Origin of the sequence: Pseudomonas sp. NPDC078416 (genome assembly GCF_050268485.1) — a bacterium.
Lineage (GTDB): Bacteria > Pseudomonadota > Gammaproteobacteria > Pseudomonadales > Pseudomonadaceae > Aquipseudomonas.
Genome location: NZ_JBNNGV010000007.1, coordinates 89,559 through 113,853, shown reverse-complemented (window position 1 = coordinate 113,853; position 24,295 = coordinate 89,559). Strand labels below are relative to the sequence as shown.

Here is a 24,295-nt window from a genome sequence, read left to right as displayed (position 1 = left end):
GAACCTCGGTGGCCAGCGCATCCCTCAGGAGGGCACTGTTACCGTCGGTCGCGACTATTTTTTTAACGCGGCGAAAACTAGCCCTGAAAACGGCGGTCTGACTCCCTTGGGCGAATAAGGTCTCCGTAGAAATTCGGGAATTACCTTACAAGCGGACACGGTTTATCCACTCGCAGTGTTAGGATGCGGGCGAAAACGAGCAGTTATTTCCAGAGGTTACAAAGCAAATGGCTTCAGTTCTAGTTGGGCAATTTCATGCGAGGGATGTAGAGGGTCGCGTCTACCCCGTGCAGGAATTCCGCGAATCACAGCCGGTTGAGGCTGATGGCAAGGAGCCCGTTTCCACCTATCGCCTGGCCATTGGCGATCGCGTCAAACACCTCGGTGGCGAAGAGTTCGAGCTGGTCCAGTCCGGTATCAAGATCACACGCGTGGAATAACGCTGCGTGACGGGCGCTGAACGCAGGTTCAGCGCCGTCCTTATTATCGACCGCTGCAATCTGTTTCAGCTGCCGACCGGCGCATCGAACAGCAGGTACCAGAAAATCGCCGCTTCCCGCGTCAACGGATCTATCGCGCGATAACGCAGATGATCCACCCCGCCGACCACAAATCCGTAGCGCTCATATAACCGGCACGCGTCCAGATTGTTGTTCTGGGTCTCCAGCGTGATGCCCGGCAGACCGCGCTTGCGGCTCCAGAACTGCGCCACGTCCAGCAGCTTTTGCGCCACGCCATTGCGCCGTGCCCCGGTGTCGACCGCCAATTCATCGATGTGAGCGAAACCGTTCCAGTGCTGACTGACCACCACGTGCCCGACCGGCTGCTCATCGAGCCAGGCCACCAGCACAGTGCTGTCGGCGGCGTCCCGATAACTGCAGAACTCTTCGGAATCGATGCCGTAGTTTTTCAGGTAAGGCTCGACCGCATCGAGGTGCCAGTGCGCGACCGGCTCGCCGATCTGCACCCGGGCATAACCGGTGACGGTGAACGTAAACTCGCTGTTGAGGATGTAATCTTCGAAGCACTCGTCAGCGACACGAATGCTGAAAGTCGGGCTGGACGTGTTCACCATGGACCTCCTGCACCATTACCGGGATCGACATCACCTTCTATGAAGGCCGCTGCCGCCTTCAGGCTTCAGCCCGGGCCTGGGCCTGCGCTTCGAGCAGCTGGGTCCACAGGGCCGGGGCACCGGCGGATTTGGCGATCACGGCCAGACGCGCTTCGTGCTCGGCCAGCTCGGACTCGCTGGCGACGATGATACGGCCCGGCGTGCGGTTGGCGATCCGGCGGATCTCGGAAGGACGGTCAGCGCCGCCCTCGCCATCGTTGTTGCCGGCCAGCGACAGGGTCGTCTGGCCACCGGTCATCGCCAGATAGACTTCCGCGAGAATCTCGGAGTCGAGCAAGGCGCCGTGCAGCTCGCGTCCGGAGTTGTCGACGTCGTAGCGTTTGCACAGCGCATCCAGGCTGTTGCGCTGGCCCGGATGCCGCTCGCGGGCCATGGCCAGGGTGTCGAGAATCGTGCAGTAGCTGCTGAGATCGGCGCGATCGTGCTGACCGATCAGGGCGAATTCGTTGTTCAGAAAGCCGACGTCGAACGCCGCGTTGTGGATGATCAGCTGAGCGCCTTTGACGAACTCGAAGAATTCGTCGGCGACTTCCGCAAAACGCGGTTTGCCGATCAGGAACTGGTCGGTGATGCCGTGAACGCCGATGGCGCCCTCGTCACTCTCACGGTCCGGTTGCAGGTAAACGTGGAAATGCCGCCCGGTCAGACGCCGGCCAATCAGCTCGACACAGCCGATTTCGATCACCCGGTGGCCGTCGGTGACGGGCATACCGGTGGTCTCGGTGTCGAGGACAACCCTTCGTTCAGTGATGATGTTTTGTACAGTCATTGCCTACCGCCTCAGCTTCAGGCGCGGATATTAGCATGGGGGTTTTGCGATGTGCGCGCGCGGCTATCGGCTTCTGGCGACGCGCGCACGCTGTTTCTGTAGGAGCCGGCTTGCTGGCGAACGCGTTGTGTCAGGGATGAAGATGTCGGCTCAACGCATGCATTCGCCAGCAAGCCGGCTCCTACAGTCGTCAACATCCAGCGTCACCAGGCCTGTGTACGGATCAGACGTGCTTGATACCGCGCACTTCATCCACGCCACGGTTCGCCAGTTGGTCAGCGCGTTCGTTTCCGGGGTGGCCAATGTGCCCGCGCACCCACTGCCAGCTCACCTTGTGGCGGCTGACCTGCTCGTCCAGCTGCTTCCACAGATCGGCGTTTTTCACCGGTTCCTTGGCCGCTGTCTTCCAGCCGCGCTTCTTCCAGTTGGTCATCCACTCGGTGATGCCTTTCATCACGTACTGCGAGTCGGTCACCAGGATCACTTCACAGGGCCGCTTCAGCTCTTCCAGGCCGCGAATGGCGCCGAGCAGCTCCATGCGGTTGTTGGTGGTATTGGCTTCACCGCCCCAGAGTTCTTTTTCGACGCCTTTGCACACCAGCAACGCGCCCCAGCCGCCGGGACCCGGGTTGCCCTTGCAGGCGCCATCGGTGAAGAGTTCTACGGTATCGCTCATTACGATGTTTCCAGAAATTGAGAAAGCGTGGCGCCAGCCGGTGAATCAAGGCTCGGGCGTGCGCCGATTGACCTTGGCCATCGGCAGCGGCAGCAGTTTGCCCATCGGCTCGCGACGCGGCATGCGCACAGGCCGCAGCCCTACACTCATCTTGCGCGCGATCAATAGATAGAAGCCGCCACCGGGGCTTTGCCAGCCGTCACCGAGACGTTCGAGTCCGGCCAGACGAGCCTGCCACTTGGGCGAAGCGAGCGGCGGACGATAGCACCCGAAGCGGCGTTTCTCCAGCGCAAAGCCCAGCAGGTTCAGCCAGTCGCCGACCCGCGAAGGCGAGATGCAACGCGCCCTGCGCAGGGCGTCGTTGGCAAAGAAATGGCGAATGCCCCAGGTGCTCCAGGGATTGATGCCGACGATCACCAGATGCCCGCCGGGACGCACGCTGCTGGCGGCTTCGCGCAACAGGCCGTGGGGCGACAGACAGAAATCCAGGCCGTGCTGCATGACCACCACATCGGCTGCGTGCTCGCTCAACGGCCAGGCCTGCTCTTCGCAAACAATCTCCACACCCGGTAACGGCGCGCCCAGTCGCACATTGCGCTGCACTTGCTTCGCCGCCGGCGGCGTTTGTGCCGACGGGCCGTAATGCACCAGATAGCCGCCGAAAAAACGCTCGAGCTCTTGTTCCAGCACACGGCTTTCTTCTTCCAGCAACAACTGCCCCAAGGGCCCGGACAGCCAGTCGCGGGCGGCGCTGATCAGCTCAAGCCATTCGGGATCGGCCTGGGCGAACGCTTCATCGGTCATTTCCGGTCTCCATGAGAGGGTCATTGCGATAGAGACTCGCCTCGAGTCTGTTCAGACCCTAAGATGCTTCTCTATGTTTCCAGACAAGCGAACCGCGCCATGATACAGGTCGATGCCCTGCCCGCTTTCAGCGATAACTACATCTGGTTGTTACAAGACAATGCCGTGAAACGCTGCGCCGTGGTTGACCCGGGTGATGCCGCCCCTGTCATTGCCTGGCTTGAACGCAACCCGGACTGGCGCCTCACCGACATTCTCATCACCCATCACCACGCCGACCACACCGGCGGCGTCGCGCAACTTAAAACGCTGACCGGCGCCAAGGTCTACGGCCCGGCCAACGAGAAGATTCCGGCGCGTGACGTCGCCCTGTCCGACAACCATCAGCTCACCGTACTCGGCCTGACATTCAACGTCCATGAAGTCCCCGGCCACACCCTGGGCCACATCGCCTTTTACCATGCCGACGCGCAACAGCCGCTGCTGTTCTGCGGCGACACCCTGTTCGCCGCTGGTTGCGGCCGGCTGTTTGAAGGCACCCCTCAGCAAATGCATCATTCTCTGAGCCGGCTGGCGGAGCTGCCTGACAGCACCCTCGTCTACTGCGCCCACGAATACACCCTGAGCAATCTGCGCTTTGCCGTCGCGGTCGAGCCGGACAACGCCGACGTATTGCAACGCTTCGAGCAAGTGACGCGATGGCGTGCGCAAAATCGCATCAGCGTGCCGTCGACACTGGCACTGGAGCGCAAGACCAATCCGTTTCTGCGAGCCGGTGTCATCTCCGTGAAACAAAAAGCAGACGAACGGAGCGGAACCCTTAATGCAACGCCCACAGAGGTCTTTGCGGTGTTGCGGGCATGGAAAGATAAGTTCTAAACAGGCTGCGAATCAGCACGGAAATTCTGAAAGGTTGACCGTTCAGCAGCCACTTTCTAGAATCGCCCGACATTTTCGCCTGGAACTATCCCCCAGCCAATGTCGTCATCTATACGTAAAACCTTCAATTCCGACACATTGACTCGGTTGGCCCAGGCAATCGCGGTGGTCGCGAGCGCGACACTGGCAGGCTGCCAGAGCACCGGCGGCCTGGAATCCGGGAACGGCGCCAGCGCCGCTCATCCCGTCGCCAGCACCAAACCAAAACCTGTTTATATCGCGCGCAAACCTGTGCCGCTGGCCCCGCCCCACGATGTGTGGGAGCGCATGCGCCAGGGTTTCCAGCTGCAAGACGGCAACGACCTCAACCCGCGCATCGATCAACAACGCCTCTGGTACGCCAACAACCCGTCGTTCCTCGAAACGGCCGGCAACCGCGGCAGCCTGTACATGCACTACATCGTCGAGCGACTGGAAGAGCGCAACATGCCGCTCGAACTGGCGTTGCTGCCGGTGATCGAGAGCGCGTACAACCCGATGGCCTTGTCGCGCAGCGATGCGGCGGGGATCTGGCAGTTCATTCCGTCCACCGGTCGCTACTTCAACCTGCGTCAGACCAATTTCTACGACGGCCGCCGCGACATTACGGCGTCCACCACGGCAGCGCTGGACTACCTGACCAAGCTGCACGACATGTTCAACGGCGACTGGCTGCTGGCCCTGGCGGCCTATAACGCAGGCGAAGGCACCGTCAGCCGCGCCATCGAACGCAACGAAAAGCTCAACCTGCCCACCGATTACTGGAACCTGCCGCTGCCGCAGGAAACCCGCGACTACGTGCCTAAATTGCTGGCGCTGTCCCAGGTGGTCATGTCCCCTGACGCTTACGGCGTGAACCTCAACCCGATCGACAACAAGCCGTACTTCCAGGTGGTCGAGCTGAATCAGCGCATGGACCTGTCGAAGGTCGCCGCCATGGCGAACATCGACGAAGACGAGCTGGTGCAGCTCAACCCGGCGTTCAAGAAGCGCCTGACCATCGACGGGCCGCAGCACCTGCTGGTGCCGACCTCGAAATCCCAGTTGCTGACAGCGAACCTGTCGAACATGAAGCCCGAAGAGCTGGTCGACTGGCAGCAATACCGCGTGCGTCCGGGCGACAGCCTGGCCAGCATCGCCAGCCGCTACAAGGTCTCGACCAGCACACTCAAGGACATCAACAAGCTGTCCGGCAACCAGGTGAAACGCGGCCAGGCGCTGACGATTCCGGTGCAACCGGGCATGCAGACCGCGATGCCGGTGTTCGAAGAAGTCGCCGAAGTGGACGAGAAGCCTGCGCGCACCCGCACTTATCGGGTGAAGAAGGGTGAGAACCTGGGGCAGATCGCGCGCATCAACAAGGTCGACGTCAAGGATTTGCAGCACTGGAACAAGCTGTCGGGCCAGAACCTCAAGGTCGGCCAGACACTGGTCATGCAGGACAACAGCAAACCGGCGAAAGCCAGCTCACGTGCCGTGGCCAAGGCTGACAGCAGCGCCAAGGGCGAGGACGCCGGCAAGAAGTCGATGCAGTACAAAATCCAGAAAGGCGATTCGATGTACCTCGTCGCCAAGCGCTTCAACGTGGAAATGCAGCACCTCAAGCGCTGGAACCCGCGCAGCGGCCAAGCCCTCAAGCCAGGGCAGACCTTGACGGTGTACCTGCCGCACTGATGAGTCGCGGGCAACGCCGTTGCTCCGTTGCTCCGTTGCTCCGTTGCTCCGTGTAGGAGCGTGGCTTGTCCCGCGATCGGCGACAAAGTCGTCGTAAAACCTCTGTTCACGATCTGCCAGGCATACCGCACTCTCAGGATTTACTGCCGGTCCCCGGCAGATCGCGGGACAAGCCACGCTCCTACAGATGTTGCGTCAGCCTGACACCTCCGCCCCGCCCTTTTTCCAGCCGATACAAGCTGTTACTGTGACCGACCGCTGCCTGGATCGACCGCCGACTTGATACGTCAACTGCTGCTGACTTTCAGCCTGGTCTTGAGCACGACAGCCGCCGCGACCATCAGCGAAAGCCATGGTTACGCACAATTCGGCGTCCTCAAGTACCCTGCCAGCTTCACGCATTTCGACTGGGTCAATCCTGAGGCGCCGAAGGCTGGCACCCTGCGAATCATGGCCAACGGCACGTTCGACACCCTCAACCCTTACACCTTCAAGGGCAGCAGCCCGATTTCGACGGCCAATTTCGGCCAGTACGGCGTCAGCGAGCTGAATGAACCGCTCATGGTCGGCACCGGCCAGTACGATCCCTCCGGCGATGAACCCACCTCCAGTTATGGCCTGATCGCCAAGACCGTCGAGTACAGCGACGACCGCAGCTGGGTGGTGTTCAACCTGCGCCCGGAAGCACGCTTTCACGACGGCAAGCCGATCACCGCCTACGACGTAGCGTTTTCCTACAGAACGCTGCTGAAGGACGGTCACCCGCAGTACCGCACCGCGCTACAGGAAGTGCAGCGGGTGGACATCCTCAACCGCCACCGCATTCGTTTCGTGTTCAAGCGCTCCGGCAACCCGTTATTGATTCTGCGCCTGGGCGAATTGCCGGTTCTGCCGCAGCATTACTGGAAAAACCGCGACTTCAAGGCCACCACGTTCGAAGCCCCGTTGGGCAGCGGGCCCTATCGCATCACACAGGTGCGGCCGGGCCGCAGTCTGGTGTTCGAGCGGGTGAAGGATTATTGGGGCAAGGACTTGCCGGTCAACCGCGGCAAGTACAACTTCAACCGTGTCGAGGTGGAGTTCTACCGCGACGCCGACGTGGCGTTCGAAGCGTTCAAGGCGGGCGAGTTCGACATCTACATCGAGCATCAGGCGAAGAACTGGCTCACCGGTTATGACTTCCCGGCGGTGACCGGGGGCAAAGTGATCAAGGCGCAGATCCCGCACCAGATCCCGACGCAGACCCAGGGGCTGTTCATGAACACCCGTCGCGGCACGTTCGCCGACATTCGCGTGCGCGAAGCCCTGGGGCTGATGTTCAACTTCGAGTGGACCAACCGCACGCTGTTCAACGACGCCTACATGCGTTCGACCAGCTACTACCCCAACAGCGAATTCACCTCCAGTGGGCTGCCTGCCGGCCGCGAGTTCCTGATGCTCGCGCCCTACCGCGAACAATTGCCGGCCAGGCTGTTCACCCAGCCTTTCGCGGTGTCGAAAACCGACGGCGGCGGCGTGCCCCGGGATTCCATTCGCAAGGCGCTGGGGCTGCTGGCCGACGCGGGCTGGACGTTCACCGAGCGCGGCCTGACCAACAGCGCCGGGCAGCCGTTGCGTTTCGAAATACTTCTGGTCAACCCCAACCTAGAACGAATCCTGCAGCCCTACATCGAAGACCTCACGCGGATCGGCATAGACGCGCACTTGCGCACCGTTGACCGCGCCCAGTACAAACAGCGGCTGGACCAGTTCGATTTCGACATGATTCTGATGACCCTCAACCAGACCCTCAGTCCGGGGCTGGAGCAATGGCAGTATTTCCATTCCAGCCAGGCCAGCATCAAAGGCAGCAAAAACTACGCCGGCGTCGCCAACCCGGTGGTCGACAACCTGCTCAACCAGCTGTTGGCCGCGAAGACCCGGGACGACCAGGTGGCAGCGACCCGCGCCCTGGATCGCGTGTTGCTGTGGCAGCACTACATGATCCCCAACTGGTACCTCAATAATCATCGTCTGGCGTACCGCAACCGGTTCGCCATGGTCACCACCCCGCCCTATACCCTGGGCCTGCGTGCGTGGTGGCTCAAGCCTTCGGAGAAAACCCAATGACTGCCCTGCGCTCCCTGACCCGCGCCGGCGGCCTGTTTCTGAGCCCGTTTATGCTGGCGCCGCTGCTGTTGGGCGTGAGTTGTGCAACCCAGGCGGCTCCGCAACACGCCATCACCCTGTACAACGAAGCGCCGAAATACCCCGCCGACTTCAAGCATTTCGACTACGTGAACCCGGACGCCCCCAAAGGCGGAATCCTGCGCAGCGCCGGGTTTGGTGGTTTCGACAGCCTCAATCCGTTCATCAGCAAGGGCGTGCCTGCCGATGACATCGGCCTGATCTACGACACCCTCGCCCGCCAAGGCCTGGATGAGCCGTTCACCGAATACGGCCTGATCGCCGGGAAGATCGAAAAGGCTCCGGACAACAGCTGGGTGCGCTTCTACCTGCGCCCCGAAGCAAAATTCAACGACGGCCATCCGGTCCGCGCCGAAGACGTGGTGTTCAGCTTCGAAACGCTGATCAAGGACGGCTCGCCGCTGTACCGCAGCTACTACGCAGACGTGGATCAGGCCGTCGCCGAAAACCCGACCACGGTGCTGTTCAAGTTCAAGCACAACGACAACCGCGAATTGCCGCTGATCCTCGGCCAGTTACCCGTGTTGCCAAAGCATTGGTGGGCCACCCGCGACTTCAGCAAGGGCAACCTGGAAATTCCGCTGGGCAGCGGGCCGTACAAGGTGGTCGAAGTCAAAGCCGGGCGCTCGGTGCGCTACGAGCGGGTCAAGGATTACTGGGGCAAGGACCTGCCAATCAACAAGGGCTTCTACAACTTCGACCGGCTGTCCACCGACTACTACCGCGATAACACGGTCGCCCTCGAAGCATTGAAAGCGGGTGCTTTCGACTTCTGGCAGGAAATGGCGGCGAAGAACTGGGCGACGGCCTATGACGTTCCGGCGGTCAGAGAAGGCCGCCTGATCAAGGAAGAAATCCCCAACGGCAATCCCCAGGGCATGCAGGGCTTTATCTTCAACCTGCGCAAGCCAATGTTCCAGGACGTGCGTGTGCGCCAGGCCCTCAGCCTGTTGCTCGACTTCGAGTGGACCAACAAGCAGCTGTTCTTCGGCACGTACACCCGCACCAAAAGCTACTTCGACAATTCCGACATGGGCGCCAAAGGCCTGCCGACGCCTGCCGAGCTGAAGATCCTCGAGCCCCTGCGCGGCAAGCTGCCGGAATCGGTGTTCTCAGAAGAGTTCAAGCTGCCAGTCACCGATGGCAGCGGCATCATCCGCGAGCAACAGCGCAAGGCATTCCAGCTGCTGAAGGACGCCGGCTGGAAGATCGTCGGCGACAAGATGGTCGACACCGAAGGCAAGCCCGTCACCATCGAATTTCTGCTGGCCCAGACCGAATTCGAGCGCGTGCTGCTGCCGTACAAACGCAATCTGGCCGACATCGGCATCGACTTGGAAATCCGCCGGGTCGACGTCTCCCAGTACATCACCCGCCGACGCTCACGGGACTACGACATGATCGTCGGCAGTTTCCCGCAATCGAGCTCGCCGGGTAACGAGCAGCGCGAATACTGGGATTCCTCGGCCGCCGACAAGCCGGGCAGCTACAACGTGATCGGCCTCAAGGACCCGGCGGTCGACACGCTGGTGAACGGCTTGATCAACGCCGACTCGCGCCAGAGCCTGATCGACCACACCCGCGCCCTCGACCGTGCGCTGCTGTGGGGCTACTACGTCATCCCGAACTGGCACATCAAGACCTGGCGCGTGGCGTACTGGGATCACCTGGGCCACCCGAACAAAACCCCGCTCTACGACATCGGCACCATGACCTGGTGGGTCAAACCCGACGCGACGCCGGCCATTCCCGTGCAGGTCGCGCCAGATCAGATGCCGGCCGACGCCGAGTCAGCCAAAGGCACGGAGCAATAACATGCTGGCCTACATTCTGCGGCGCTTGCTGCTGATCATCCCGACCCTGTTCGGCATCTTGCTGATCAACTTCGTCATCATCCAGGCCGCGCCGGGCGGTCCGGTGGAGCAGATGATCGCCAAGCTCGAAGGCTTCGAAGGCGCCACCAGCCGCATCGCGGGCGGCGGCGCGGAAGTCTCGGTGGCCGGCTCGACCTATCGCGGCGCTCAGGGCCTGGACCCCGGTCTGATCAAAGAAATCGAGCACATGTACGGCTTCGACAAATCGGCGCCGGAACGTTTGTGGATCATGGTCAAGAACTACGCCCATCTGGATTTCGGCGACAGCTTCTTTCGCGACGCCAAGGTCATCGACCTGATCGTCGAGAAGATGCCGGTGTCGATCTCCCTCGGGCTGTGGAGCACGCTGATCATGTACCTGGTGTCGATCCCCCTGGGGATCGCCAAAGCCACGCGACACGGCAGCCATTTCGACGTCTGGACCAGCTCGGCGATCATCGTCGGCTACGCCATCCCGGCGTTCCTGTTCGCCATCCTGCTGATCGTGGTGTTTGCCGGCGGCAGCTACTTCGACTGGTTCCCGTTGCGCGGATTAACGTCGAGCAACTTCGATGAGATGAGCTGGCTGGGCAAAGTGGGCGATTACTTCTGGCACCTGGTGCTGCCGATCACCGCACTGGTCATCGGCAACTTCGCCACCATGACCCTGCTGACGAAAAACAGCTTTCTCGATGAAATCGGCAAGCAATACGTGATTACCGCCAAGGCAAAGGGCCTGACTCAACGGCGAGTCCTTTACGGGCACGTGTTCCGTAACGCGATGCTGCTGGTGATCGCGGGTTTTCCTTCGGCGTTCATTGGCATCTTCTTCACCGGTTCCCTGCTGGTGGAAGTGATCTTCTCCCTCGACGGCCTTGGCCTGATGAGCTTTGAAGCCGCGATCAACCGCGATTACCCGGTGGTGTTCGGCACACTGTTCATCTTCACCCTGCTCGGGCTGGTGGTGAAACTGATCGGCGACCTGACCTACACGCTGGTTGACCCACGCATCGACTTCGACCGCAGGGATCATTGATATGACGTTGTCCCCTCTCAATCGACGCCGTTTCGAACGCTTCAAGGCCAACAAGCGTGGCTGGTGGTCGCTGTGGCTGTTTCTGATCCTGTTCGGCGCAAGCCTTGGCGCCGAACTTATCGCCAACGACAAACCCCTGGCCGTGCGCTACGACGGCGAGTGGTACTTCCCGGTGTTCAAGCGTTACCCGGAAACCACCTTCGGCGGCGAATTCCCGCTGGAGGCCAACTACAAGAGCCCGTACATCAAGGAGCTGCTGGCGGCCAAAGACGGCTGGACGCTGTGGGCGCCGATTCCGTTCAGCTACCAAAGCATCAACTACGACCTGAAAGTCCCGGCCCCTGCCCCGCCCTCGCGGGAAAACCTGCTGGGCACCGACGATCAGGGCCGCGACGTGCTGGCACGGGTGATCTATGGCTTCCGCGTGTCGGTGCTGTTCGCCCTGACGCTGACGATCCTCAGCTCGATCATCGGCGTGATTGCCGGGGCCCTGCAGGGTTTCTACGGCGGCTGGGTGGACCTGATCGGCCAGCGCTTTCTGGAAATCTGGTCCGGGCTGCCGGTGCTGTATTTGCTGATCATCCTTGCCAGCTTCGTGCAGCCCAACTTCTGGTGGCTGCTGGGCATCATGCTGCTGTTTTCGTGGATGAGCCTGGTGGACGTGGTGCGCGCCGAGTTCCTGCGCGGCCGCAACCTGGAGTACGTGCGCGCCGCCCGGGCGCTGGGCATGGAAAACGGCGCGATCATGTTCCGCCATATCCTGCCCAACGCGATGGTGTCGACCATGACTTTCATGCCGTTCATCCTCACCGGCGCGATCGGCACGCTGACTGCGCTGGACTTCCTCGGCTTCGGCCTCCCCGCCGGCTCGCCTTCCTTGGGCGAGCTGGTCGCGCAGGGCAAATCCAACCTGCAGGCGCCGTGGCTGGGCATCAGCGCCTTCGCCGTGCTGGCGATCATGCTGAGCCTGCTGGTGTTCATCGGCGAATCCGCCCGCGACGCATTCGACCCGAGGAAATAAGATGAATCAGGACAATCTGGTCGAGATCCGCGACCTCTCCGTCGAATTCGTGAACGGCACCAACGTGCAGCGGGTAGTCGAAGGCATCAGCTTTGACATCCGCAAGGGCGAAACCCTGGCGCTGGTCGGCGAAAGCGGATCGGGCAAGTCAGTCACCGCCCATTCTATCCTGCGACTGCTGCCCTACCCCCTCGCGCGCCATCCGACGGGGACGATTCGCTACGCCGGTGACGACCTGCTGAAGGTCAGCGAGAAGCGCCTGCGCGGGATTCGCGGCAATCGCATCGCGATGATCTTCCAGGAGCCGATGACCTCGCTGAACCCGCTGCAGTCCATCGAAAAGCAGATCAACGAAGTCCTCGGCCTGCACAAGGGCCTGACCGGCAAAGCCGCGACGCGGCGCACGCTGGAGCTGCTGGAACTGGTGGGCATTCCCGAACCGGTCAAGCGCTTGAAAGCCCTGCCCCATGAACTGTCCGGCGGCCAGCGCCAGCGGGTGATGATTGCCATGGCCCTGGCCAACGAGCCCGAGCTGTTGATCGCCGATGAGCCGACTACCGCGCTGGACGTGACGGTGCAGCTGAAAATTCTTGAGCTGCTCAAGGAGCTGCAGGCCCGTCTGGGCATGGCCTTGCTGCTGATCAGCCACGATTTGAACGTCGTCCGGCAAATTGCCAACCGAGTATGTGTCATGCAGCGCGGTTGCATCGTCGAACAGGCATCGTGCGAAGAGCTGTTCCGCGCGCCGCAGCATCCGTACACCCGTGAACTGCTCAGCGCCGAGCCCAAAGGCGGGCCGGCGAACAACCCGCCGGGCGCGCCGATGCTGGAAGTCGAGGACCTGCGGGTCTGGTTTCCGATCAAGAAAGGCGTGTTCAAGCGCACGGTCGATCACGTCAAGGCCGTCGACGGCATTCACTTCAGTCTGCCCAAGGGCCAGACGCTGGGGATTGTCGGCGAGAGCGGCTCGGGCAAATCGACGCTGGGCCTGGCGATCCTGCGGTTGATTCGCAGCGAAGGCGAGATACGCTTTCACGGGCAATCGCTGGCGGGGATGAATCAGCATCAGGTCAGACCGCTGCGGCGGCAGATGCAGGTGGTGTTTCAGGACCCGTTCGGCAGCCTCAGCCCGCGCATGTCGGTGTGTGACATCGTTGGCGAAGGCCTGCGGATCCACAAGATGGGCACGCCGGTGGAGCAGGAGGCGGCGGTGATCGAAGCGCTCAAGGAAGTGGGTCTGGACCCGGCGACCCGGCACCGCTACCCCCACGAGTTTTCAGGGGGACAGCGGCAAAGGATCGCCATTGCCCGGGCATTAGTGTTAAAACCGGCGCTGATTTTGCTGGACGAGCCGACGTCGGCCCTCGACCGCACCGTTCAGCGTCAAGTGGTGGAGCTGTTACGCTCCCTGCAAACCAAGTACAACCTGACGTATTTGTTCATCAGCCATGATCTGGCGGTGGTCAAGGCGTTAAGCCACCAACTGATGGTGGTCAAGCAAGGCCAAGTGGTCGAACAGGGTGTGGCAGAAGACATCTTCGCCGCACCGCAACATCCTTATACACAGCAGCTGCTGGAGGCCGCCTTCTTGGCGCCGGCAGCTGTCGATTAACCTGAAGAGGAACAAAACAATGGGTTTTCTCGCCGGTAAGCGCGTCCTGATCGTCGGTGTCGCCAGCAAATTGTCCATCGCATCCGGTATCGCTGCCGCCATGCACCGTGAAGGCGCTGAGCTTGCCTTCACGTATCAGAACGAAAAACTCAAGAAGCGCGTCGAGGAATTCGCCGAGGGCTGGGGTTCGAACGCTGAGCTGTGCTTCCCTTGCGACGTCGCCAGCGACGAAGAAATCGCCAAGGTCTTCGAAGAGCTGAGCAAGAAGTGGGACGGTCTGGATTGCATCGTGCACTCCGTGGGCTTCGCGCCGGGCGACCAGTTGGACGGTGACTTCACCCAAGCCACCACCCGTGAAGGTTTCCGTATCGCTCACGACATCAGCGCCTACAGCTTCGTGGCCCTGGCCAAGGCCGGCCGCGACCTGATGAAGGGCCGCAATGGCAGCCTGCTGACGCTGTCGTACCTGGGCGCCGAGCGCACCATGCCGAACTACAACGTGATGGGCATGGCCAAGGCCAGCCTTGAAGCCGGTGTTCGTTACCTGGCCCGCAGCCTTGGCCCGGAAGGTACGCGCGTCAACGCGGTATCGGCTGGCCCGATCCGTACCCTCGCCGCTTCGGGTATTTCGAACTTCCGCAAGATGCTGGCGGCGAACGAGGCGCAGACTCCACTGCGTCGCAACGTGACCATTGAAGAAGTGGGTAACGCTGGGGCGTTCTTGTGTTCTGACCTGGCGTCCGGTGTCAGTGGCGAGATCATGTACGTCGACGGTGGTTTCAACACCACGGCGATGGGTGATCTGGAAGGTTGATGGCTGCCTGCCCGCTTTCAGAGTGATGACGCTCTGAAAACGGGCGCAAGTCCTGCAAGCGCCGGCTAGCTGGCGAAAGCGGTGGATCAGACGGCCCTGAGGGCTGAATGATCTGCCGTTTTTTTTCGTCCTGGGTTCAGCCGATACTCAGGCAGCGTTCATTGGGTTCTGCCTAACGGCAGAACTGTTTCGCCTTCGGCGAGTTACTTTTAAAAAGCACTAAAAGTAACCAAAAGTGCCTGCTCCCGGTTTGGCCCAACTTCGTCGGGTTCCCTCACTCCGACGACGCTCCGTGGGCCCGCGCCGAACGGACATCCATGTCCTGACGGCGCTCTCGCGGCATCCATGCCGCTCGACCCACTCCGCGTCGTCTGCGTTCGGCCTGCACCCAAGTCGCGATAGGTGTCGTCCAGACTTCCTGCGTAGGAAGATCAAAAGCGAATCAAAAGCAGACGAAAGGCTTCCCGGCTGAAACCGGTCCCACTGAGGGCGCGCTGTTTCAACGATCTTTGATCGATCATCGTCATACCTGACAGAACGCATTTTCTGTAGGAGCCGGCTTGCTGGCGAACGCAGTGGGTCAGATATGAATGTATTGACTGACAGAATGCATTCGCCAGCAAGCCGGCTCCCACGGTGAATCGCGGTCACCCAGTGGAACCGGCTCCAGCCGAAAGCTCCTGTTGCTGTTGCTGTTGCTGTTGCTGATCTTGATCTTGATCTTGATCTTGATCTTCTACGCGGAAGCCCAGACACCGCAGAACGCGACTTGGGTGCAGGCTGAACGCAGGTCTCGCGCAGTGGGCCGAGCGGCATGGATGCCGCGAGAGCTGCCCCCCGCCATGGATGGCGGATGGCGGCGGGCCCACGGAGCGAGACCGGAGTGAAGGAACCCCGAGGAACGAGGGGCCAAACCAGGAGCAGGCACCCTTGGTTACTTGGGGTGCTTTTCCAAGTAACTCGCCGAAGGCGAAACAGTCTGCCCCTAGGCAGACGCTCTTGATCTTGCCCCACCCCAGCGAATACAAAAAAGCCCCGACTCTCGCGAGTCGGGGCTTTCTGTTAACAGCGTTCTGCGTCGATCAATACTTCTCGATCTTCGCCGCTGCCTCCAACTGCTTACGGTAGGCCGCGAAATCCTGCTGCCCCTCACGGGATGACAGGAAACGACGGTACTGGCTCTTCTCCTCATCCGACGCCGGCGCCGCCTGATTCACGCCATTCAGACGCACAATCACAAAGCTGCCATCCGCCGCCGTCAGGCTGCCATAGACCGGCTTGTCCTTGCCTTCCGGCTTCGGCATACGGAACGCCGCCTGCAGCACCTGAGGATCAACACCCTCCTGGCTGCGTGAGGCCGCTTCCACCACCTTCCAGCTCTGTCCTTCCTGCTTGGTCGCCGCATACGGCACCTTGCCGTCACGCAGGCCTGCCAGCAGCGCCTCACCCCTGGTCTTCACCGCATCGCTGGCATGTTCTTTCGCGAGCTGCGCACGAATCGGCGCAGACACCGCTTCCAGTGGCAACTGCTCAGGCTGGCGGTGCTCTTTGACATGCACCACCACCACGGTCTCAGGATCCAGCTCCAGCGCAGAACTGTTGGAACCCTCTTCCATCACTTCCGGACTGAAAGCCGCCTGAATCACCGCACGGTTGGCTGCAATGCCTTCGCCACCCTCGCGACCGAACGGCGCAGTCGTCTGCACTTTCAGACCCAGGTCCTGAGCCGGCTGGGACAGATCCGACGCTTCAAACGCGGCGTCTTCGAGCTTCTTGCTCGCATCGACGAACTTCTGCTCGACCTGCTGGGATTTCAGCTCGTGGGTCAGCTTCTCCTTCAGGCTGGCGAACGTCGGCACCGACGGCGCTTCAACGCCCAGCAGCTTGATCAAGTGCCAGCCGAACTGACTGCGAACAGGCGCGGAGACCTGATCCTTGTTCAGCGCGTACAGCGCGTCTTCAAAGGCCGGGTCATAAACGCCCTTGCCGGCGTAGCCAAGATCACCGCCTTTGGTTGACGAGCCAGGATCCTGAGAGAACTCCTTCGCCAGCGCAGCGAAATCTTCGCCTTTGGCCACACGCTGCTGGATTTCTTCAATCTTGGCTTTCGCCTGAGCGTCCGTGGTCTTGTCGTTGACTTCGATCAGGATGTGCGCCGCACGGCGCTGCTCGGCCAGGTTGGCGATTTCTTTCTGATACGCCGCTTGCAGGTCTTCATCCTTTACCGACACCTTGTCGAAGAAGGAGGACTTCTTCAGTTCGATGTAGTCGAGCACCACTTGCTCAGGACTCAGAAACTCTTTGGCGTGCTGATCGTAGTGCGCCTTGATCTCGTCGTCGGTGACTTTCACGCTCGACGGATCGGCCGGCAGGGTCAGCGTTGCGAAATCGCGGGTCTGTTTTTCCAGGCGGGCAAACGCGTCGACTTGCGCGTCAGTGACGAATGCACTGCCGCCGATGCCGGCACGAATCTGCCCGATCAGCATTTCCTGGCCCAGGATCTGGCGGAATTGCAAACGGGTGTAGCCGAGCTGGCGGATGACCTGATCGAAGCGATCGGCACTGAATTTACCGTCGACCTGGAATTCAGGGGTCAACAGCATTTGCTGATCCAGCGCGGCTTCGGAGAAACCGAACTTGGAATCGGCGGCGCCCTGCAACAATAGCTTGCGGTCGATCAAGCCCTTGAGGGCGGAGTCACGCAGCATCTTTTCGTTGAGCATCGCAGGATCGAAATCCTTGCCCAGCTGTTGCATCAGCTGGCGGCGTTGCATTTCAACCGCTTGACCCAGTTCAGCCTGGGTGACTTCCTCGCCATTGACCTTCGCAGCATCCTGCGAGTGGCTGGTGGCCCGGAAAATGGCATCGAACCCGGTCAGGGCCATCAGAGCGATGATGACCCCGATGATGGTTTTGGCAATCCAGCCCTGTGAATTGTCCCTGATATTCTGCAGCATGTATCCCCCAGAGGGTTGTACTCGACTCACCAGGCTGCTGCACACGGTAACGCGGAGCGTGGGTTGAATCCGGATAGAAGAAAGGCGCATCCGAGGATGCGCCTTCTCGTAACTTGCAAAGCGGACGGGGTTCGATGTGCGTTCCCCGAGTGACAGTCCAGCGCTTGACCAACCGCACTTGCCGCTTCACGCCCCGAACAGAAATAACGCTGTCCCGGGCGGGCAAAGTAAAAAGAAACTTAGTTGACGGCTTCTTTCAGAGCTTTACCGGCTTTGAAGCCAGGTTTCTTGGCCGCTGGAATTTCCAGGGTTTTACCGGTCTGAGGGTTACGGCCGGTACGGGCAGGACGATCAGTGACGGAGAAAGTGCCGAAGCCTACCAGTACAACAGAGTCGCCAGCCTTGAGAGCGCCAGTGACGGATTCGATTACAGCGTCCAGCGCACGGCCAGCAGCAGCTTTCGGGATGTCAGCGGATGCGGCGATGGCATCAATCAGTTCCGACTTGTTCACTCTAAGTCCCCTTATATATTTGAGTATTTCTAAGTTTTTTTTGGTGAAACCAAACGAACACGAGCGGCCTGAACAGGCTTGAAGAGCCGCTTTATAGCAAGGGCTCCAAAAACCTGTCAAGGAAGGCCTCCCAGACTAATGCGTGCTGATCCTTCCCTTGGCGTCAGACTCGCGCTTTTCATCCTTGGCAACCATCTCGGGAGCCACATCCGGCAAGGGCTCCGGCGCGTATTGCAGCGCAATTTGGAGGACCTCGTCAATCCATTTAACCGGTTTGATCTGCAGGTCCGCCTTGATGTTGTCCGGGATCTCCTTCAGATCGCGAACGTTCTCTTCGGGGATGATCACTGTCTTGATGCCACCACGGTGAGCAGCCAGCAATTTCTCCTTGAGACCGCCGATGGCCAGCACCTGTCCACGCAGGGTGATTTCACCCGTCATGGCCACGTCGGCGCGGACCGGAATCCCCGTCAGTGCCGACACCAGCGCCGTGCACATGCCCACGCCTGCGCTCGGGCCGTCTTTCGGCGTCGCACCTTCCGGCATATGGATGTGCGTGTCGCGCTTCTCGTGGAAGTCCAGAGGAATGCCCAGGCTCTTGGCTCGGCTGCGTACCACGGTCAGCGCGGCAGTGATCGATTCGACCATGACATCGCCCAGCGAACCGGTTTTGATCAATTGACCCTTGCCCGGAACAACCGCTGCTTCGATGGTCAGCAGCTCGCCGCCGACCTGAGTCCAGGCCAGGCCGGTCACCTGACCGACCTGATCCTGCTGCTCGGCCAGGCCATAACGGAATTTGCGCACGCCGAGGAAGTTCTCGAGCATATCGGCCGTAACGGTCACGGAAAAACGCTTCTCGTGGGCGTGCTCCTTGACCGCCTTGCGGCAGACCTTGGCAATCTGACGCTCAAGGCTACGCACGCCCGCTTCACGGGTGTAGTAGCGGATGATGTCGCGTATCGCCTCGACTTCGAACTCGATCTCGCCTTTCTTCAGGCCGTTGGCAGCGATCTGCTTGGGCGAGAGGTACTTGGTCGCGATGTTGATCTTCTCGTCTTCGGTGTAGCCAGGCAGACGAATCACTTCCATACGGTCAAGGAGCGCCGGCGGAATGTTCATCGAGTTGGCGGTACACAGGAACATCACGTCGGACAGGTCGTAGTCGACTTCCAGGTAATGGTCGTTAAAGTTGTGATTCTGCTCGGGGTCGAGCACTTCCAGCAACGCCGACGCCGGGTCACCGCGCATGTCGCTGCCCATCTTGTCAATTTCATCGAGCAGGAACAGCGGGTTGCGCACACCGACCTTGGTCATTTTCTGGATCAGGCGACCTGGCATCGAACCGATGTAGGTACGACGGTGCCCACGAATCTCAGCTTCATCACGTACACCGCCGAGGGCCATACGGACGAATTTGCGGTTGGTGGCGTGGGCGATCGACTCGGCCAGCGAGGTTTTACCCACACCAGGAGGACCGACCAGGCACAACACCGGGCCACGAATCTTCTTCACGCGCTTTTGAACGGCGAGGTATTCGAGGATCCGCTCTTTGACTTCGTCCAGACCGTAGTGGTCGGCGTCGAGGATGTCCTCGGCGCGGGCGAGGTCCAGACGGACCTTGCTCTGAGCCTTCCACGGCACCTGGACCAGCCAGTCGATGTAGGAGCGAACGACGGTGGCCTCGGCGGACATCGGCGACATCTGCTTGAGCTTGTTGAGCTCGGCGGTCGCTTTGGTCATCGCGTCTTTAGGCAGGCCGGCGGCATCGATGCGCTTTTTCAGCTCTTCGATTTCGTTGTGGCCCTCTTCGCTGTCGCCGAGCTCCTTCTGAATGGCCTTCATCTGCTCATTCAGGTAGTACTCGCGCTGACTGCGCTCCATCTGCTTTTTCACGCGACCGCGGATGCGCTTCTCGACCTGCAGCAGGTCAATTTCGGCATCCAGCAACGCCAGCACGTGTTCAACACGGGCCGACAGGTCAATGATCTCGAGGATTTCCTGCTTCTGCTCGATCTTCAGCGCCATGTGGGCAGCCATGGTGTCGACCAGACGACCCGGCTCATCGATGCTGTTGAGGGAGGACAGCACTTCCGCCGGGACTTTTTTGCCCAGCTGCACGTACTGCTCGAACTGAGCCAGCAGGCTACGAACGAAAACTTCGGATTCACGATCCGGCGCATCGACTTCATCGATCAACGCCACTTCAGCGCGGCAGTGGCCGTCGACCTCAATGAAGCGCTCGACCGAGCCGCGCTGCTCGCCCTCGACCAACACCTTTACGGTGCCGTCCGGCAGCTTCAGCAGCTGCAGCACGGTGGCTACGGTGCCGACGTTGTACAGCGCTTCTTCACCGGGATCATCGTCAGCCGGGTTTCGTTGCGCCAGCAGCAAGATCTGCTTGTCGCCGGTCATCGCCGCTTCAAGGGCCTCGATCGACTTCTCGCGCCCCACGAACAGCGGGATAACCATATGCGGGTAAACCACAACATCGCGCAGTGGCAAGAGAGGCAGTTCAATGGTCGTCTTCATGATTTCGCCTCTACGGCGGCCTTCAGGCCATGGACAGATATAAATAAGCTGAAAATCAAGATGGGGGTTGAACCTTAAAAAAACAAGCGTCGCTTTGAGTTAAAGCAAAAGCTGAAACGCAGCCCAGGCTTGAGGGAAACGCGAAAAGGGCCCGAGGGCCCTTTTCGTTTCCAGTCGCCCGGTGCGTTGCCAGCAGGCTACGCGTCGGGTGCCGCCTTGGCAGGTGGCTCGCTGTTTTCGTAAATCAACAGCGGCTTGGAGGTGCCCTCGATCACGCTCTCGTCGATCACCACCTTGCTCACGTCGGACTGCGACGGGATCTCGTACATGGTGTCGAGCAGAACGCCCTCGAGGATGGAGCGCAGACCGCGAGCACCGGTCTTGCGCTCAAGCGCACGACGGGCAACCGATTTCAGCGCATCCGGGCGGAACTCAAGGTCCACGCCTTCCATCTCGAACAGCTTGCCGTATTGCTTGGTCAGCGCGTTCTTCGGCTCGGTCAGAATCTGCATCAGCGCAGCTTCGTCCAGCTCGTCCAGCGTCGCCAGTACAGGCAGACGACCCACGAATTCCGGGATCAGACCGAACTTGACCAGATCGTCAGGCTCGACTTCACGCAGGGACTCGCCGACCTTCTTGCCCTCTTCCTTGCTGCGTACTTCGGCGTTAAAGCCGATGCCGCCTTTGGTGGAGCGATTCTGGATGACCTTTTCCAGGCCAGAGAACGCACCGCCACAGATGAAGAGGATATTGCGCGTGTCCACCTGCAGGAATTCCTGCTGTGGGTGCTTGCGACCACCTTGAGGCGGAACGGAAGCCACGGTGCCTTCAATCAGCTTCAGCAAGGCTTGCTGCACGCCTTCGCCCGACACATCTCGAGTGATGGAAGGGTTGTCGGACTTGCGCGAAATCTTGTCGATTTCGTCGATGTAGACGATACCCATCTGGGCCTTCTCGACATCGTAATCGCACTTCTGCAACAGCTTTTGAATAATGTTCTCGACGTCCTCACCCACATAACCGGCTTCGGTCAGGGTGGTGGCATCGGCAATGGTGAACGGAACGTTGAGCAAACGAGCGAGCGTCTCCGCCAGCAGGGTCTTGCCGGAGCCCGTCGGGCCGATCAGCAGGATGTTGCTCTTGCCCAGTTCAACGTCGTCGTTTTTCTTGTCGCGCTGGTTCAGCCGCTTGTAGTGGTTGTACACCGCTACTGCGAGAACCTTTTTGGCACGTTCCTGACCAATGACGTACTGGTCAAGGATGCCGCTGATTTCTTTAGGCGATGGCAGTTTATGCGCGCTGCTCTCGGCCTGTGCTTCCTGCACCTCCTCGCGGATGATGTCGTTGCACAGGTCGACGCACTCGTCACAAACAAATACCGAGGGGCCGGCAATCAACTTGCGCACTTCATGCTGGCTTTTGCCGCAGAAGGAGCAATAAAGCAGTTTGCCGTTGTCCTCGCCGTTGCGGGTGTCAGTCATTCGATCGATCCAATCCGGTAGGCTTGCAACACAAGATGAGGGCAATTGCTCGATTTTTCAAGTCCACAGGCGGCACGGATGTATCAGCCGCCCGGGATCATTGCCCGTCACGCAGTCATTTGGTCATTTGACGCCGATCGATGACCGAGTCCACCAGACCGTATTCAGCAGCGCGTTCTGCGCTCATGAAGTTATCGCGGTTGGTGTCGCGTTCGATCGCTTCCAGCGTCTGGCCAGTGTGGTGCGCCAGCAGTTCGTTCAGACGTTGACGGATGAACAGGATTTCTTTCGCGTGGATGTCAATGTCCGACGCCTGCCCCTGAAAACCGCCCAACGGCTGGTGAATCATGACGCGAGAGTTCGGCAGTGCGAAACGCTTGCCCTTGGCACCACCGGCCAACAGGAAGGCCCCCATGCTGCAGGCCTGGCCCATGACGGTCGTGGAAACGTCCGGCTTGATGAACTGCATGGTGTCGTAGATCGCCATGCCTGCAGTCACCGAACCGCCTGGGGAGTTGATGTAAAGATGGATGTCCTTGTCCGGGTTTTCCGCTTCAAGGAACAGCAGCTGCGCCGAGATGAGGTTGGCCATGTAGTCTTCAACCGGACCAACCAGGAAGATGACGCGTTCCTTAAGCAGGCGGGAGTAGATGTCATAGGCGCGCTCGCCACGGGCGGACTGCTCGATAACCATCGGGACCAGGCCGCCAGCGGCCTGGATGTCAGAGTTCTGCTGAATATAAGAATTGCGGGACATGTCTCGCATTCACTCCCAAATAGTCATGTCTTGAATACGCATAAGCCAGCGCGAAGGCTGGCTTATGGTGTTTTCGAACGAGAGAAGGAAATCAGTCGGCTTGTGGAGCTTCAACCGGCTTGACTGCCTCTTCGTACGAGACCGCTTTGTCGGTCACGCTCGCTTTCTGCAAAACAGTATCCACAACTTGTTCTTCCAGCACAACCGAACGAACTTCGTTCATTTGCTGTTCGTTCTTGTAGTACCAGGCCACAACCTGCTCTGGCTCCTGGTAAGCGGAAGCCATTTCCTGAATCAGCTCACGAACGCGGGTGTCTTCAGGCTTGAGGTCGAATTGCTTGACGACTTCAGCCACGATCAGACCCAGCTCGACGCGGCGCTTGGCCTGCTCTTCGAACAGCTCTGCCGGCAGTTGGTCTGGCTTGATGTTGCCGCCGAACTGCTGAACAGCCTGAACGCGCAGACGGTTCACTTCGTTTTCCAGCAGCGCTTTAGGCACTTCGATCGGGTTGGCGGCCAGCAGACCGTCCATTACCTGATTCTTGACCTTGGACTTGATCGCCTGACGCAGCTCGCGCTCCATGTTCTTGCGAACTTCGGTGCGGAAGCCTTCGATGTTGGTTTCCTTGATGCCGAACTGCTTGAAGAACGTTTCGTTCAGCTCAGGCAGGGTCGGTGCCGACACGGTGTTGACCGTGACGGTGAATTCGGCGGTTTTGCCAGCCAGTTCCAGATTCTGATAATCCTCTGGGAAGGTCAGGTTCAGAACGCGCTCTTCGCCGGCTTTGGCGCCAACCAGACCGTCTTCGAAACCCGGGATCATGCGGCCCGAACCCAGCACCAGCTGCGTACCGGTGGCTGAACCGCCAGCGAACGCTTCACCGTCGATCTTGCCGACGAAGTCGATGTTCAGCTGGTCTTCGTTTTGTGCAGCACGGTCGGCTACTTCAAAGCTGACGTTCTGCTTGCGCAGGATTTCCAGCATGTTGTCCAGATCGGAGTCAGCGACGTCAGCCGACAGACGCTCGACGGAAATGGACTCGAAACCGGCAACGGTGAATTCAGGGAATACTTCGAAAGTAGCGATGTACTCGAGGTCCTTGCCCTTTTCGAAGGTTTTAGGCTCGACGGAAGGTGCGCCAGCCGGGTTCAGCTTTTGCTCGACGACAGCTTCGTAGAAGGTCGCCTGGATCAGATCGCCCAGTGCTTCTTGACGAGCACCGTCTTCATAACGCTGGCGGATCACGCTCATAGGCACTTTGCCTGGGCGGAAGCCCGGGATCTTGGCTTTACGTGCGGTCTGCTGCAGACGCTTGTTGACTTCGGTCTCGATGCGCTCAGCGGGCACGCCAATGGTCATGCGGCGCTCGAGAGCGGAAGTGTTTTCAACAGAAACTTGCATTGATATTCCTCGTTGCACAGACGTTAGCCGGCCGTTTCCGACCCCAGAATCAAGGGCAAGCATTCTAGTGGGTCAAACTCAAGAAGTCACCCTACTGAACGAGGGTAAATAAAGTGGCATGCAGCCCGGGAATCACAGACGACTGTTTCAGCCTG

The 24,295-nt window shown here is 60.1% G+C and carries 19 protein-coding genes and 1 pseudogene; 10 read left to right on the top strand and 10 right to left on the bottom strand.

Going from position 1 to position 24,295, the window contains the following annotated elements; all coding sequences use genetic code 11:
* Nucleotides 1-227: 227 nt before the first annotated feature.
* A complete protein-coding gene (locus tag ACQKEN_RS09970) occupies nt 228-440 on the top strand; it encodes a hypothetical protein (protein ID WP_427685309.1) in 213 nt (70 codons plus the stop codon).
* A 65-nt stretch (nt 441-505) separates the two neighbouring features.
* On the opposite strand, the gene ACQKEN_RS09965 is transcribed toward ACQKEN_RS09970, so the two are convergent.
* The 4 genes from ACQKEN_RS09965 to ACQKEN_RS09950 all read right to left on the bottom strand — a co-directional run bounded on the left by ACQKEN_RS09965 (nt 506) and on the right by ACQKEN_RS09950 (nt 3,384).
* Nucleotides 506-1,072: a GNAT family N-acetyltransferase gene (locus tag ACQKEN_RS09965; protein ID WP_427685308.1), complete on the bottom strand. Its 567-nt coding sequence runs from the start codon at nt 1,070-1,072 to the stop codon at nt 506-508.
* Nucleotides 1,073-1,133: 61 nt separating this feature from the next.
* On the bottom strand, nt 1,134-1,886 hold the full coding sequence (dnaQ, locus tag ACQKEN_RS09960) for a DNA polymerase III subunit epsilon (protein ID WP_427685356.1): 753 nt from the start codon (nt 1,884-1,886) through the stop codon (nt 1,134-1,136).
* A 241-nt stretch (nt 1,887-2,127) separates the two neighbouring features.
* Complete coding sequence (gene rnhA / locus ACQKEN_RS09955; RefSeq protein WP_427685307.1) at nt 2,128-2,580, bottom strand: ribonuclease HI; 453 nt, start codon at nt 2,578-2,580, stop codon at nt 2,128-2,130.
* Nucleotides 2,581-2,625: 45 nt separating this feature from the next.
* A complete protein-coding gene (locus ACQKEN_RS09950) occupies nt 2,626-3,384 on the bottom strand; it encodes a class I SAM-dependent methyltransferase (RefSeq protein ID WP_065986459.1) in 759 nt (252 codons plus the stop codon).
* A gap of 99 nt (nt 3,385-3,483) precedes the next feature.
* Between ACQKEN_RS09950 and gloB the strand changes: the two genes are divergently transcribed.
* The 9 genes and pseudogenes from gloB (at nt 3,484) to fabI (ending at nt 14,499) form a co-directional block, all read left to right on the top strand.
* Nucleotides 3,484-4,263 carry a hydroxyacylglutathione hydrolase gene (gene gloB / locus ACQKEN_RS09945; RefSeq protein WP_427685306.1) on the top strand — a complete coding sequence of 260 codons (780 nt, stop codon included), beginning with the start codon at nt 3,484-3,486 and terminating at the stop codon, nt 4,261-4,263.
* A gap of 99 nt (nt 4,264-4,362) precedes the next feature.
* A pseudogene (locus ACQKEN_RS09940) lies at nt 4,363-4,416 on the top strand (lytic transglycosylase domain-containing protein); the annotation flags it as partial.
* A gap of 123 nt (nt 4,417-4,539) precedes the next feature.
* Complete coding sequence (locus ACQKEN_RS09935; protein ID WP_427685355.1) at nt 4,540-5,976, top strand: LysM peptidoglycan-binding domain-containing protein; 1,437 nt, start codon at nt 4,540-4,542, stop codon at nt 5,974-5,976.
* Nucleotides 5,977-6,255: 279 nt separating this feature from the next.
* A complete protein-coding gene (locus ACQKEN_RS09930) occupies nt 6,256-8,085 on the top strand; it encodes an extracellular solute-binding protein (RefSeq protein ID WP_427685305.1) in 1,830 nt (609 codons plus the stop codon).
* The gene (locus ACQKEN_RS09925; protein ID WP_427685304.1) at nt 8,082-9,977 is read left to right on the top strand and encodes an extracellular solute-binding protein; all 1,896 of its coding nucleotides are present in this window, start codon (nt 8,082-8,084) and stop codon (nt 9,975-9,977) included. Before ACQKEN_RS09930 ends, ACQKEN_RS09925 begins: the two co-directional genes overlap by 4 nt.
* A gap of 1 nt (nt 9,978) precedes the next feature.
* Nucleotides 9,979-11,052, top strand: a complete 1,074-nt coding sequence (locus tag ACQKEN_RS09920; RefSeq protein ID WP_074891212.1) for a microcin C ABC transporter permease YejB — start codon at nt 9,979-9,981, stop codon at nt 11,050-11,052.
* Nucleotide 11,053: 1 nt separating this feature from the next.
* Complete coding sequence (locus ACQKEN_RS09915) at nt 11,054-12,073, top strand: ABC transporter permease (protein ID WP_074891214.1); 1,020 nt, start codon at nt 11,054-11,056, stop codon at nt 12,071-12,073.
* Nucleotide 12,074: 1 nt separating this feature from the next.
* Nucleotides 12,075-13,685, top strand: coding sequence for an ABC transporter ATP-binding protein (locus ACQKEN_RS09910; protein WP_427685303.1), 1,611 nt, complete (start codon nt 12,075-12,077; stop codon nt 13,683-13,685).
* Between the two features lie 19 nt (nt 13,686-13,704).
* A complete protein-coding gene (gene fabI / locus ACQKEN_RS09905; RefSeq protein ID WP_427685302.1) occupies nt 13,705-14,499 on the top strand; it encodes an enoyl-ACP reductase FabI in 795 nt (264 codons plus the stop codon).
* Between the two features lie 1,082 nt (nt 14,500-15,581).
* On the opposite strand, the gene ACQKEN_RS09900 is transcribed toward fabI, so the two are convergent.
* From ACQKEN_RS09900 to tig, 6 genes are all read right to left on the bottom strand, one after another.
* Complete coding sequence (locus ACQKEN_RS09900) at nt 15,582-17,456, bottom strand: SurA N-terminal domain-containing protein (RefSeq protein ID WP_427685301.1); 1,875 nt, start codon at nt 17,454-17,456, stop codon at nt 15,582-15,584.
* Between the two features lie 239 nt (nt 17,457-17,695).
* Nucleotides 17,696-17,968: an HU family DNA-binding protein gene (locus tag ACQKEN_RS09895; protein ID WP_003183171.1), complete on the bottom strand. Its 273-nt coding sequence runs from the start codon at nt 17,966-17,968 to the stop codon at nt 17,696-17,698.
* Between the two features lie 135 nt (nt 17,969-18,103).
* Complete coding sequence (gene lon / locus ACQKEN_RS09890; RefSeq protein ID WP_427685300.1) at nt 18,104-20,500, bottom strand: endopeptidase La; 2,397 nt, start codon at nt 20,498-20,500, stop codon at nt 18,104-18,106.
* 197 nt (nt 20,501-20,697) lie between these two features.
* The gene (clpX, locus tag ACQKEN_RS09885; RefSeq protein WP_037013640.1) at nt 20,698-21,981 is read right to left on the bottom strand and encodes an ATP-dependent Clp protease ATP-binding subunit ClpX; all 1,284 of its coding nucleotides are present in this window, start codon (nt 21,979-21,981) and stop codon (nt 20,698-20,700) included.
* Between the two features lie 115 nt (nt 21,982-22,096).
* The gene (clpP, locus tag ACQKEN_RS09880; protein WP_122537614.1) at nt 22,097-22,738 is read right to left on the bottom strand and encodes an ATP-dependent Clp endopeptidase proteolytic subunit ClpP; all 642 of its coding nucleotides are present in this window, start codon (nt 22,736-22,738) and stop codon (nt 22,097-22,099) included.
* Nucleotides 22,739-22,829: 91 nt separating this feature from the next.
* Complete coding sequence (gene tig / locus ACQKEN_RS09875) at nt 22,830-24,140, bottom strand: trigger factor (RefSeq protein WP_427685299.1); 1,311 nt, start codon at nt 24,138-24,140, stop codon at nt 22,830-22,832.
* Nucleotides 24,141-24,295 lie beyond the last annotated feature (155 nt).

Excerpts from the sequence above, each read along its gene's own strand:
- ACQKEN_RS09970 (WP_427685309.1), top strand. The coding sequence starts at position 228 with ATGGCTTCAGTTCTAGTTGGGCAATTTCATGCGAGGGATGTAGAGGGT.
- rnhA (WP_427685307.1), bottom strand. The coding sequence starts at position 2,580 with ATGAGCGATACCGTAGAACTCTTCACCGATGGCGCCTGCAAGGGCAAC.
- ACQKEN_RS09950 (WP_065986459.1), bottom strand. The coding sequence starts at position 3,384 with ATGACCGATGAAGCGTTCGCCCAGGCCGATCCCGAATGGCTTGAGCTG.
- gloB (WP_427685306.1), top strand. The coding sequence starts at position 3,484 with ATGATACAGGTCGATGCCCTGCCCGCTTTCAGCGATAACTACATCTGG.
- ACQKEN_RS09925 (WP_427685304.1), top strand. The coding sequence starts at position 8,082 with ATGACTGCCCTGCGCTCCCTGACCCGCGCCGGCGGCCTGTTTCTGAGC.
- ACQKEN_RS09920 (WP_074891212.1), top strand. The coding sequence starts at position 9,979 with ATGCTGGCCTACATTCTGCGGCGCTTGCTGCTGATCATCCCGACCCTG.
- ACQKEN_RS09915 (WP_074891214.1), top strand. The coding sequence starts at position 11,054 with ATGACGTTGTCCCCTCTCAATCGACGCCGTTTCGAACGCTTCAAGGCC.
- ACQKEN_RS09910 (WP_427685303.1), top strand. The coding sequence starts at position 12,075 with ATGAATCAGGACAATCTGGTCGAGATCCGCGACCTCTCCGTCGAATTC.
- fabI (WP_427685302.1), top strand. The coding sequence starts at position 13,705 with ATGGGTTTTCTCGCCGGTAAGCGCGTCCTGATCGTCGGTGTCGCCAGC.
- ACQKEN_RS09900 (WP_427685301.1), bottom strand. The coding sequence starts at position 17,456 with ATGCTGCAGAATATCAGGGACAATTCACAGGGCTGGATTGCCAAAACC.
- lon (WP_427685300.1), bottom strand. The coding sequence starts at position 20,500 with ATGAAGACGACCATTGAACTGCCTCTCTTGCCACTGCGCGATGTTGTG.
- clpX (WP_037013640.1), bottom strand. The coding sequence starts at position 21,981 with ATGACTGACACCCGCAACGGCGAGGACAACGGCAAACTGCTTTATTGC.
- clpP (WP_122537614.1), bottom strand. The coding sequence starts at position 22,738 with ATGTCCCGCAATTCTTATATTCAGCAGAACTCTGACATCCAGGCCGCT.
- tig (WP_427685299.1), bottom strand. The coding sequence starts at position 24,140 with ATGCAAGTTTCTGTTGAAAACACTTCCGCTCTCGAGCGCCGCATGACC.